This is a genomic window from Kitasatospora azatica KCTC 9699 (genome assembly GCF_000744785.1).
Classification (GTDB): domain Bacteria; phylum Actinomycetota; class Actinomycetes; order Streptomycetales; family Streptomycetaceae; genus Kitasatospora; species Kitasatospora azatica.
In genome coordinates, this window is the sequence record NZ_JQMO01000003.1 from 3,706,841 (window position 1) to 3,718,777 (window position 11,937).

Consider the following 11,937-nt stretch of genomic DNA (forward strand, 5'->3'; position numbering starts at 1 on the left):
AAGCGGGCATATCGTGTCAAGTCGGCCCTAGTCTGGTCACGTGATGGCCGAGCTCGAACACCCAGATGGCGTGGCGGAAGACCCGGTGGTGGCCAGCGGCCTGGACCAGCGGCTGCAGGCCGTGGTCGAGCTGGCCCAGGACATGGCCGGGGCGCAGAGCGCGCTGGAGGCGGTGCGGGCCGCCGCCGCCCGGGCCACCCGCGCGCTGGGCGCCACCATGGCGGCCGTCTCGGTCTGGGACCGCGAGTCCGGTCGGCTGCGGGTGCTGGTCAACCACGGGCAGCTGGCGGCGGGGGAGGAGGAGGTCCCGGAGGACGAGTCCTACCCGGTGGCCGACTTCCCGGAGATCGTCACCTACCTGGACGAGCACTGGAGCACCGGCCGGCTGCCCAGGGCCTGGGTGCAGACGGCCGAGCAGCTGGTCCCGCACGCCGCACACGCGCATCCGGGCGCCGGAGCCTTCTGCCAGCAGCGCGCCGCCGGACTGCGCCGGCGCGGACGGTCCTGCTGCCTGGTGGCGCCGATCGTGCTGCACGGGCAGGCCTGGGGCGAGCTCTACCTGGCCCGTGGCGCCGACCTGCCGGTCTTCACCGAGTCGGACGCCCAGTACGCCACCCTGCTGGCCGCGCAGATCTCGGCCGGACTGGCGCAGACCGAGCGGCTGGCCGACCTGCGGCGGCTGGCGTTCACCGACCCGCTGACCGGACTGGCCAACCGACGCGCCGTGGACGCCCGGCTGGAGTCCGCGCTGGCCGCCCACAACCGGGACAACACCGTGGTCTCGCTGGTGGTCTGCGACGTCAACGGGCTGAAGCGGATCAACGACCAGCACGGGCACGAGATGGGCGACCGGCTGCTGGAACGGTTCGCCAACCAGCTCTCGATGGCCGGCGCCAAACTGCCCGGCTCGCTCGCGGCCCGGCTCGGCGGGGACGAGTTCTGCCTGCTGGCGGAGGGTCAGAAGGCCGACGAGGTCGTGGCGGTGGCCGAGGAGCTGTGCGCCAAGGCGCTGCAGCTGGCCGACGGTGAGGGGGTGGCCTGCGGGATCGCCTCGACCGGGGACGCGATCGGGCCGGTCTCCACCGCGGACCGGCTGTTCCGGCTGGCGGACGCCGCACAGTACCGGGCGAAGGCGGCCCGGGCCGCGCATCCGGTGGTGGCCGGGCGCAGCCACGGACCCGGTCTCGCGCCGGACCCGACCGTGCTGCTGGCCGACGCTGCCGATCCGCACCACCGGGCCGACGGGCGCGGCGGGCGCGCCGGGCCGCCCGCCCGGGGACCGCACGGGGACCGGCGGCGGTTCCGGGGGGCGGCGCACAGCGCGGATCCCGGACAGCTGCTGACCGTGGTGTTCGCGGCGCTGGACCAGGAGCACGGGCTGCGCGCCCACCACCCGGCGGACACCCTGGGGCGGTTGACCACCGTCGCGGAGGCCACCGCCCGGCTGCTGGACGCGGTGGCCTGGTGGATCTCGTACGTGCCGCCGGGATCGCGGCTGATGCACACCGCGCAGCACGCGGTCTACCGGATGACCAGCGGCCCGAGCACCCGCGGCGAGGGGGCGGTGTCGCCCGGCGCGGCCCGGCGGGCGGAGAACCAGCGGGCCCGGATCGAGGCTCCCGACGCCGTCTTCGACCTGCAGCACTACCCGCTCACCCGGCGGGCGGTGCGCGGCGGCAGCTTCGCGCTGCGCACCGGCGCCGCGGGCAACGACCCGGCGGAGGAGGCGGTGCTGGTGGTCGGCGGCTACCGGGGCATGGTCGCCGCCGGCGGGGCCAATCCGGCGGGCGGCTGGCTGGTCGAACTCTTCGCGGACGACTCCACCCTGCCGCTGGGTCAGATCGCTCCCGCGCTGCGCGCGCTGGTGGCGGTGGCCCTGTCCGGGCCGGCCTCGCCGCCGCCGAACTGAAGTGCGCTCACACGCCGATCCGGTCGGCCCTGCTGTACACGTTCGCGCTCTCCCCGCGCAGGAACCCCACCAGCGTGAGCCCCAGCTCCTCGGCCAGCTCCACGGCCAGCGAGGACGGTGCCGAGACCGCCGCCAGCAGTGGCAGCCCGGCCAGCGCCGCCTTCTGGGTGAGCTCGAACGAGGCACGGCCGCTGACCAGCAGCAGGTGCCCCGTCAGTGGCAGCCGCCCCTCGCGCAGGGCCCAGCCGATCACCTTGTCCACCGCGTTGTGCCGCCCCACGTCCTCCCGGGCGCAGAGCAGCTCACCGTCGGGGGCGAACAGTCCGGCGGCGTGCAGTCCGCCGGTGCTGTCGAAGGTGCGCTGGGCGGCCCGCAGCGCGTCCGGCAGTCCGTACAGCACCGCCGTCGGCACGGTCAGCGGGTCGGCGCCGACCGGCCAGCGGACGTGGGTGCGCACGGCGTCCACAGTGTCCCGCCCGCACAGGCCGCAGGCGCTGGTGGTGAGCAGGTTCCGGTGCGCGGAGAGCGGCAGTGCGGTGGCGCCGCGCAGGGTCGCGTCCACCACGTTGTAGGTGTTCGCCCCCTCCGCGTCCGTCCCAGCGCAGTAGCGCAGTGCGGCCAGTTGCTCGCCGCCGTGCAGCAGGCCCTCGCCGACCAGGAAGCCGGCGACCAGGTCGAAGTCCTGCCCGGGGGTGCGCATGGTGACGGTCAGCGCCTCGCCGCCGACCCGGATCTCCAACGGCTCCTCCGCCGCCAGCGCGTCCGGTCGCGTCCCGCGCTCCGCCCCGCGCAGTCGTACCACCGGCCGCCGCGCCGTCGCCCGTGTCATCCCGCCCCGCCTCTCCTGGTTCACCCTCAAGCATGAGGCATCCGGAGTTTCGGCCTCCCATCTGTTGTCATATCTTCATTCAGCTGATCTGATAGTGCATATGGATATGCACTGTGCTGTGGCCCCCGACGCGCCGCTCGTCCAGGTCGGCAAGGCCGACGTCACCGCGGAGGACGTGCTCGCCGTCGCGCGGGGCAATGCCCGGGTCGAGATCGGTCCCGACGCTCTGGCCGAGATGGCCGCCTCGCGGGCCCGGATCGACGCGCTGGCCGCCGAGCCGCGCCCGGTCTACGGCGTCTCCACCGGCTTCGGCGCCCTCGCCGTGCGCCACATCAGCCCCGAGCTGCGGGCGCAGCTGCAGCGCTCGCTGGTCCGCTCGCACGCGGCCGGCATGGGCCCGGCGGTGGAGCGCGAGGTCACCCGGGCGCTGATGTTCCTGCGGATGAAGACGCTCGCCTCCGGCCGGACCGGGGTCCGCCCGCTGGTCGCCGAGACGATGGCCGCGATCCTCAACGCGGGCATCACCCCGGTGGTGCGCGAGTACGGCTCGCTCGGCTGCTCCGGCGACCTCGCCCCGCTCTCGCACTGCGCGCTGGTGCTGATGGGCGAGGGCCTGGCCTACGGCCCCGACGGCGCCGAGCACCCGGCCGGCGAGCTGCTCGCCGCGGCCGGCATCGCCCCGGTCGAGCTGCTGGAGAAGGAGGGCCTGGCCCTCATCAACGGCACCGACGGCATGCTCGGCATGCTGGTGATGGCCATCGCCGACCTGCAGCGGCTCTTCACCACCGCCGACATCACCGCCGCGATGACCCTGGAGGCGCTGCTCGGCACCGACAAGGTGCTCGCACCCGAGCTGCACGCCCCGATCCGCCCGCACCCGGGCCAGGCGCTGAGCGCCGCCAACATGCTCGCCGTGCTCAAGGGCTCCGGCCTGACCGGCCACCACCAGGACGACGCGCCGCGGGTCCAGGACGCCTACTCGATCCGCTGCGCCCCGCAGGTGGCCGGCGCCGGCCGGGACACCCTGGCGCACGCCCTTACGGTGGCCGAGCGCGAGCTCGCCGCCAGCGTCGACAACCCGGTGGTGCTGCCCGACGGCCGGGTGGAGTCCAACGGCAACTTCCACGGCGCCCCGGTCGCCTACGTACTCGACTTCCTCGCCATCGCCGCCGCCGACCTCGGGTCGATCTCCGAGCGCCGCACCGACCGGCTGCTGGACAAGAGCCGCTCGCACGGCCTGCCGGCCTTCCTGGCCGACGACCCGGGCGTCGACTCCGGTCTGATGATCGCCCAGTACACCCAGGCCGCCCTGGTCAGCGAGAACAAGCGGCTCGCCGTCCCCGCCTCGGTGGACTCGATCCCCTCCTCGGCGATGCAGGAGGACCACGTGTCGATGGGCTGGTCCGCGGCCCGCAAGCTGCGTCAGGCGGTGGAGAACCTCGGCCGGATCCTGGCCGTGGAGCTGACCGCCGCCGCCCGCGCGCTGGAGATCCGCACCGTCGACGGCGCCGCCACGCTGGCCCCGGCCACCGCGGCCGCGCTCGCCGCCGCCCGGGAGGCCGGCGTCGGCGGGGCGGGCCGGGACCGGTTCCTCGCACCGGACCTGGCCGCCGCCGAGACGCTGGTCGCCTCCGGCGCGCTGGTGACGGCCGTCGAGCGGGTCACCGGGCCGCTGGCCTGAGCCGCCCGCAGGAGCGGGTGGGTCTCAGGCCCACTCGCTCCGGGCGGCGCGCCGCTTCTCCTCGCGCTGCTCACGCTGCTCGCGCCGGTCGGCGAAGGCGGCGGCGAAGTTGACCCCGACGATGCCGGCCCAGCAGACCAGCATCCCGCTCAGCCCCGAGCCGTGGCCCGGGCTGGAGGCGATCGCGGTCAGCGGGATCGCGAAGACCAGCGACATCGCCGGCAGCGACTTGCCGCCCCAGCCGCGCCGCCGCTCGCGGTCCCGGCCGGGCCGGGGGAGCGGGCCGTGCTCGGCCAGCCGCTCGGCGACCCGCTGCTCGACCCGGGCGTCCAGTCGGGCGTCGATCCGGGACAGGAACGAGTCGACCAGTTCGGTCTCGTACTCGGGGCCCAGTTCCTTGCGGGTCTGCAGGGCGGCGTCGAGTTCGGTGCGGAACTCGGAAGGGCGGCTGTCACGGCGAGGATCCATGGGGACCAGCCTGAGGGTCGCGCGCGGGCGCGGTCCAGCCGGAACCGGCCCTCTCAGGGGGAAATCAGGGTCACCCTGAGAGCGGCCCCCCGCCGCACCGCCCAGTCCGGCGGGCGAGACATCATTGCCCCCCGAGCCATCGCTACTGCACAGTCGATCGGACACCGACCACCGAAGGGACCCAAAGTCATGAGCGAGCGAAGCGAGCGAATCATCCAGGGGCGCGCGTTTCGCGAAGCGACCGGCGAGCGAAGCGAGTCGGCCGCATGAGCGAGCCGTCCCTCGGTCCGTCCGCCCGGCTGCTGGAGCTCTTCGACGGCCACCGGCTGACGCCCACTCAGCGCCGGATCGCGCACGCCCTGGTCCGGCACGCCGGTCAGGCGCCGTTCCTGTCCAGCGTGGAGGTCGCCGACCTGGCGGGGGTCAGCCAGCCCTCGGTCACCCGGTTCGCGGTCGCGCTCGGCTACGACGGCTACCCGGCGCTGCGCAAGCGGCTGCGCGAGCTCGGCGGCGGCGAGCAGCCGGCTCCCGAGACGCCCAGCGAGGCGGTGCGCAACGAGCACCAGCAGGCCGTGCTGGCCGAGATCGCCCACCTGCGCCGGCTCGCCGAGCTGCTGGCCGACCCGGAGCCGATCGTCCGGGCCGCCCGGCTGCTGGCCGCCTCCCGCCCGCTGCCGGTGGTCGGCCTGCGGGCCGCCTCCGCCCAGGCGCACGGCTTCGCCTACTTCGCGGCCAAGGTGCACCCGGACATCCGGCTGATCGACGAGGGCGGCTCGATGCTCGCCGACCGGATCGAGCAGGCCAGCGCGGCCGGTGCCTCCGCGCTGCTCTGCTTCGCGCTGCCGCGCTACCCGCGCGAGCTGATGGACGCGCTCGCGGTGGCCCGGGACTGCGGGCTGACCGTGATCACCGTCGCCGACAGCGCCTTCGCGCCGGTCGCCAAGCTCTCCGATCTGATGCTGCCGGCCGAGGTCGGCACCGGACTGGTCTTCGACACGGCCTGCGCCCCGATGGTGCTCGGTCGGGTGCTGCTGCAGACCATGTGCGACGAACTCCCGGGTGCTGAGGCTCGGTTGGAGGCCATCGAGCAGTCTGCGGCGGCCCGAGGACTGTTCCTGGAGTAATCCGGGCATCCCCTTGTCAGGACGAACGGGGGTGTCCGCGATGCGCGTGATCCACGAGATGAGACCGGTCGGCAGGCTCGCCTCCGGCGCCGAGGAGTGGGCCTGTCCCAGCTGCGGCCGCCGGGTGGCGTTGGTCGGCCCGCCCGAGCCCGGCCTGACCGTGCTCGACCCGGGGGACGAGAGCGCGGTGCACATCGGCCTGGTCGACCCGGGCCCCGCGCCCGACCATCCGGGTGAGCCGTACGGGCTGGGCCCGATCCAGGAGATCCCGCGCCCGCCGAACCTCCCCATGCTCCCCGTCGACCCCGCCGACACCGCCGCCCGCGACCGCGCCTGGCTGGCCGAGATCGGTATCGACTGGGACGGCGACGCCGCCGCTTGACCCGCCGACGGGCGGGTGCGCTCCGAAGCTGATCGGATGGTCACAGGCTCTGGTCGTCGACTGAATGTTTGGATATATTCAGTCTGCTCAATCCTGAATGAATTCATCCGCAAGGAGGCCGACGGCATGGCGGCGCAGCAGACGAGTGGCCCGCGCGAGGTGCGCGCGGCGCGTGGGACGAAGCTCAGCACCCAGGGCTGGCAGCAGGAGGCCGCCCTGCGGATGCTGAAGAACAACCTCGACCCCGAGGTGGCGGAGCACCCGTCGAAGCTGGTGGTGTACGGCGGCACCGGCAAGGCGGCCCGCGACTGGCGCTCGTTCGATGCCATGGTGCGCACCCTGGAGACCCTCAAGCAGGACGAGACCATGCTGGTCCAGTCCGGCCGCCCGGTCGGCGTGATGCAGACCCACGAGTGGGCGCCGCGGGTGCTGATCGCCAACTCCAACCTGGTCGGCGACTGGGCCAACTGGGAGGAGTTCCGGCGGCTGGAGAGCCTCGGGCTCACCATGTACGGCCAGATGACCGCCGGTTCCTGGATCTACATCGGCACCCAGGGCATCCTCCAGGGCACCTACGAGACCTTCGCCGCCGTCGCCAACAAGAAGTTCAACGGCACGCTGGCCGGCACCATCACGCTGACCGCCGGCCTCGGCGGCATGGGCGGCGCCCAGCCGCTGGCCGTCACCATGAACGGCGGCGTGGCGATCTGCATCGACTGCGACCCGTCCCGGATCTCCCGCCGGATCGAGCACCGCTACCTGGACGTCGAGGCCAAGAACCTGGACCACGCGCTCCAGCTGGCCACCGCCGCCCGGGACAAGAAGCAGCCGCTCTCCATCGGCCTGCTGGGCAACGCCGCCGAGCTCTTCCCGCAGCTGCTCGCGATGGACGCGCCGATCGACATCGTCACCGACCAGACCAGCGCGCACGACCCGCTGAGCTACCTGCCGATCGGCGTCGCCTTCGAGGACATGGCGACCTACGCCGCCGAGAAGCCGGCCGACTTCACCACCCGCTCGCGCGAGTCGATGGCCAAGCACGTGGAGGCGATGGTCGGCTTCCAGGACCGCGGCGCCGAGGTCTTCGACTACGGCAACTCGATCCGCGGCGAGGCCCAGCTGGCCGGCTACGACCGGGCCTTCGCCTTCCCCGGTTTCGTCCCGGCGTACATCCGCCCGCTGTTCTGCGAGGGCAAGGGCCCGTTCCGCTGGGCCGCCCTGTCCGGCGACCCGCAGGACATCGCCAAGACCGACAAGGCCGTGCTCGACCTCTTCCCGGAGAACGAGTCGCTGCACCGCTGGATCAAGATGGCCCAGGAGAAGGTGCACTTCCAGGGCCTGCCGGCGCGGATCTGCTGGCTCGGCTACGGCGAGCGCGACAAGGCCGGCGAGCGGTTCAACGACATGGTCGCCTCCGGCGAGCTCTCGGCGCCGATCGTGATCGGCCGCGACCACCTGGACTGCGGCTCGGTCGCCTCCCCGTACCGGGAGACCGAGGCGATGCTGGACGGCTCCGACGCGATCGCCGACTGGCCGCTGCTGAACGCCATGGTCAACGTGGCCTCCGGCGCCTCCTGGGTGTCCATCCACCACGGCGGCGGCGTCGGCATCGGCCGCTCGATCCACGCCGGCCAGGTCACGGTGGCCGACGGCACCGCGCTGGCGGGCGAGAAGATCCGCCGGGTGCTCACCAACGACCCGGGCATGGGCGTGATCCGGCACGTGGACGCCGGCTACGACATCGCCACCGAGGTCGCGGCCGAGCGCGGGGTCCGGGTCCCCATGAACGAGCACAGCCCGATGGGTGAGCTGTGACTTCGTCCTTCGAGGAGATGTGGGCGGAGCTGCTCCCCGTGGGCCGCTCCGCCTCTTCCGGCGGCTACCGCCGGCACGCCTGGAACAGCGCCGACGCCGAGTGCCGGGCCTGGTTCGAGCAGCAGGCCCGCGCCCGCGGCCTGCACTACGAGCTGGACCGCAACGGCAACCAGTGGGCCTGGCTGGGCGATCCGCAGGGCGAGGGAGCGATCGTCACCGGCTCGCACCTGGACTCGGTGCCTGACGGCGGAGCCTTCGACGGCCCGCTCGGCGTGGTCTCCTCGTTCGCGGCGCTGGACGAACTGCGCGGGAGGGGAGCGCGGTTCGACCGGCCACTGGCGATCGTCAACTTCGGTGACGAGGAGGGCGCCCGGTTCGGCGTGGCCTGCATCGGCTCGCGGCTGACCGCCGGGGTGCTCAGCCGGCAGCAGGCCAACGAGCTGCGCGACGCCGACGGCGTCCGGCTGCCCGACGCGATGGAACGGGCCGGCTACGACCCGACCGCGATCGGTGCCGACCAGGAGCGGCTGAGCCGGATCGGCGCCTTCGTCGAGCTGCACGTCGAGCAGGGCCGGTACCTGACGGAGGGTCAGCCGGTCGGGGTGGCGGGCGCGATCTGGCCGCACGGCCGCTGGCGGTTCGACTTCCACGGCGAGGCCAACCACGCGGGCACCACCCGCCTGGAGGACCGGCACGACCCGATGCTGACCTACGCCAACACCGTGCTGGCGGCCCGCAAGAAGGCCAAGCTGGCCGGGGCGCTGGCCACCTTCGGCAAGGTCGCCGTGGAGCCCAACGGCACCAACGCGATCGCCTCCCTGGTGCGCGGCTGGTTGGACTCCCGGGCCGCCGACGAGGCGACGCTCACCGAGGTGGTCGAGCAGATCCGCCAGGCCGCCGCCGAGCGCGGCGAGCGCGACGGCGTCAAGGTCGAGCTGACCCGCGAGTCCTACACCCCGGTGGTGGACTTCGACGTGCCGCTGCGCGACCGGATCGCCGGCACCCTGAACGGCGTCCCGGTGCTGCCGACCGGTGCGGGACACGACGCCGGAATCCTGGCATCCGCCGTCCCGACCGCCATGCTGTTCGTACGTAACCCGAGCGGCGTCTCGCACTCCCCGGCGGAGCACGCCGAGGTGGCCGACTGCCTGGCGGGTGTGTCGGCTCTCGCGGACGTCCTGGAGGACCTGGCATGTCAGCAGTGACGCAGACGTTCTGGGCGGAGCACGCCTGGCTCCCGCACGTCAACGGCCCGGTGGTGGAACCGGACGTGCTGATCGAGGTGGCCGCCAACGGCAAGATCGCCAAGGTCACCCCGGACAGCGGGCCCTGCCCGCCCGGCGCGGTCCGGCTGGCCGGCCTGCTGGTGCCGGGCCAGGCGAACGCCCACTCGCACGGCTTCCACCGGGCGCTGCGCGGCACCGTGCAGGTCGGCTCCGGCACCTTCTGGACCTGGCGCGACACCATGTACCGGTTCGCCGGCGCGCTGGACCCGGACAGCTACCTGGCGCTGGCCACCGCCGTCTACGCGGAGATGGCGCTGGCCGGCATCACCGCCGTCGGCGAGTTCCACTACCTGCACCACGCCCCCGGCGGCGCCCGCTACGGCGACCCGAACGCGATGGGCGAGGCGCTGATCGAGGCCGCCGCCCGGGCCGGCATCCGGATCACCCTGCTGGACACCTGCTACCTCTCCGCCGGCTTCGGCGCCGAACTGACCAAGCCGCAGCTGCGCTTCGGCGACGGGGACGCGGACGCCTGGGCGGCGCGGGCGGCCGAGCTCAAGCCGCGGGCGCACGCGCGGATCGGCGCGGCCATCCACTCGGTGCGCGCGGTGCCGGCCGAGCAACTGGGCACGGTGGCGCACTGGGCCAAGATGCGCAAGGCCCCGCTGCACGTCCACCTGTCCGAGCAGACCGCCGAGAACGACGCCTGCCTGACCGCCCACGGCGTCACCCCGACCCGGCTGCTCGCCGAGCACGGTGTGCTCGGTCCGCGCACCAGCGCCGTGCACGCGACCCACCTGAGCGAGGAGGACATCAAGCTGCTCTCCGACTCCTCCACGGTGATCTGCATGTGCCCGACCACCGAGCGCGACCTCGCCGACGGCATCGGCCCGGCCCGCCAACTGGCCAGCGCAGGCTGCCCGGTGACGCTGGGCAGCGACAGCCACGCGGTGATCGACCCGTTCGAGGAGGCCCGGGCGCTGGAGCTGAACGAGCGGCTGCGCAGCCGCACCCGCGGCCACTGGACCGCCAACGCGCTGCTGCGGGCCGGTACCGAGGACGGGCACGCCTCGCTCGGCTGGCCCGAGGCGGGCCGGATCGAGGCGGGCGCGCTCGCCGACTTCACCGTGCTCGCGCTGGACTCGGTCCGCACGGCCGGCCCGACGCCGCGACTCGGCGCCGAGACCGCCGTCTTCGCCGCCTCGGCGGCGGACGTGCGGCATGTGGTGGTCGGCGGCCGACAGATCGTCACGGACGGGGTGCACCAGTTGGTTCCGGACGTCCCGTCAGCCCTCCACACCTCCATCGCCGCACTGAAGGCATCATGACCAGCACCTTGATCACCAACATCGGCACCCTGGTCACCAACGACCCCTCGCACCCGGGCCTGCTCGGGCTGGTCGAGAAGGCGGCGGTGGTGCTGGACGGCTCGGTCATCACCTGGACCGGGCACGCCGCCGACGCCCCGGCCGCCGACCAGGTGGTGGACGCCGAGGGCCGGGCGCTGCTGCCCGGCTTCGTCGACTCGCACGCCCACCTGGTCTTCGCGGGCGACCGCACCGCCGAGTTCAACGCCCGGATGTCCGGCCAGGCCTACACCGCGGGCGGCATCCGCACCACGGTGGCCGCCACCAGGGCGGCGAGCGACGCGGAACTGTCCTCGAACGTCGCCCGATTCGTCCGTGAGGCACTGCGCCAGGGCACCACCACCATCGAGTGCAAGTCCGGCTACGGCCTGACCGTCGCGGACGAAGCCCGGGCGCTGCGGATCGCCGCCGAGCACACCCCGGAGACCACCTACCTCGGCGCGCACGTGGTGGCGCCGGAGTTCGCCGACGACCCGGCGGGCTACGTCGACCTGGTCACCGGCGAGATGCTGGACGCCTGTGCGCCGCACGCCCGTTGGGTGGACGTCTTCTGCGAGCGGGGCGCCTTCGACGGGGACCAGGCGCGCGCCGTGCTGACCGCCGGGATCGAGCGCGGCCTGACCCCCCGGGTGCACGCCAACCAGCTCGGCCACGGGCCCGGCGTGCAGCTGGCGGTGGAGTTGGGGGCCGCTTCGGCCGACCACTGCACCCACCTGACCGACGCCGACGTGTCCGCGCTCGCCGAGTCCGCCACCGTCGCCACCCTGCTGCCGGGCGCGGAGTTCTCCACCCGCGCCCCGTACCCCGACGCGCGCCGGCTGCTCGACGCGGGCGCCACCGTGGCGCTGTCCACGGACTGCAACCCCGGTTCCTCGTTCACTTCTTCCATGGCCTTCTGCATCGCCGTCGCGGTACGGGAGATGGGCATGACCCCGGACGAGGCCGTGCACGCCGCCACCGCCGGCGGCGCCCGGGCACTGCGCCGCACCGACGTCGGCCGGATCGCCCCGGGAGCGCGGGCGGACCTGCTGCTGCTGGACGCGCCGTCGCCGGTGCACCTGGCGTACCGGCCCGGAGTGCCGCTGACGGCGGCGGTCTGGCGGGCGGGCGTGCGGGAGGTCTAGGCGGGAGGTCCA

9 protein-coding genes and 1 pseudogene are annotated in these 11,937 nt (G+C 73.9%); 8 read left to right on the top strand and 2 right to left on the bottom strand.

The window, feature by feature from the left end:
* Positions 1-43: 43 nt before the first annotated feature.
* A pseudogene (locus tag BR98_RS41585) lies at positions 44-1,309 on the top strand (diguanylate cyclase domain-containing protein); the annotation flags it as partial.
* Positions 1,310-1,916: 607 nt separating this feature from the next.
* Here BR98_RS41585 and fdhD read toward each other — a convergent pair.
* Positions 1,917-2,738, bottom strand: a complete 822-nt coding sequence (fdhD, locus tag BR98_RS27170) for a formate dehydrogenase accessory sulfurtransferase FdhD (RefSeq protein ID WP_035848435.1) — start codon at positions 2,736-2,738, stop codon at positions 1,917-1,919.
* Between the two features lie 100 nt (positions 2,739-2,838).
* On the opposite strand from fdhD, the gene hutH reads away from it, so the two are divergent.
* Complete coding sequence (gene hutH / locus BR98_RS27175; RefSeq protein WP_083977041.1) at positions 2,839-4,419, top strand: histidine ammonia-lyase; 1,581 nt, start codon at positions 2,839-2,841, stop codon at positions 4,417-4,419.
* Positions 4,420-4,443: 24 nt separating this feature from the next.
* Here hutH and BR98_RS27180 read toward each other — a convergent pair whose 3' ends face one another.
* A complete protein-coding gene (locus BR98_RS27180) occupies positions 4,444-4,887 on the bottom strand; it encodes a hypothetical protein (protein ID WP_035848439.1) in 444 nt (147 codons plus the stop codon).
* A gap of 266 nt (positions 4,888-5,153) precedes the next feature.
* On the opposite strand from BR98_RS27180, the gene BR98_RS27185 reads away from it, so the two are divergent.
* From BR98_RS27185 to hutI, 6 genes are all read left to right on the top strand, one after another.
* A complete protein-coding gene (locus BR98_RS27185) occupies positions 5,154-6,011 on the top strand; it encodes a MurR/RpiR family transcriptional regulator (protein WP_035848442.1) in 858 nt (285 codons plus the stop codon).
* Positions 6,012-6,042: 31 nt separating this feature from the next.
* Positions 6,043-6,393, top strand: a complete 351-nt coding sequence (locus BR98_RS27190) for a hypothetical protein (RefSeq protein WP_035848446.1) — start codon at positions 6,043-6,045, stop codon at positions 6,391-6,393.
* A 126-nt stretch (positions 6,394-6,519) separates the two neighbouring features.
* On the top strand, positions 6,520-8,208 hold the full coding sequence (hutU, locus tag BR98_RS27195; protein WP_035848449.1) for a urocanate hydratase: 1,689 nt from the start codon (positions 6,520-6,522) through the stop codon (positions 8,206-8,208).
* 17 nt (positions 8,209-8,225) lie between these two features.
* Positions 8,226-9,413, top strand: a complete 1,188-nt coding sequence (locus BR98_RS27200; protein ID WP_035848455.1) for an allantoate amidohydrolase — start codon at positions 8,226-8,228, stop codon at positions 9,411-9,413.
* On the top strand, positions 9,401-10,762 hold the full coding sequence (locus tag BR98_RS27205; RefSeq protein ID WP_035848461.1) for a formimidoylglutamate deiminase: 1,362 nt from the start codon (positions 9,401-9,403) through the stop codon (positions 10,760-10,762). Before BR98_RS27200 ends, BR98_RS27205 begins: the two co-directional genes overlap by 13 nt.
* Entirely contained in the window at positions 10,759-11,925 is a 1,167-nt protein-coding gene (gene hutI / locus BR98_RS27210; protein WP_035848467.1) for an imidazolonepropionase, read from the top strand. The genes BR98_RS27205 and hutI overlap by 4 nt, the downstream gene beginning before the upstream one ends.
* Positions 11,926-11,937: the final 12 nt, after the last annotated feature.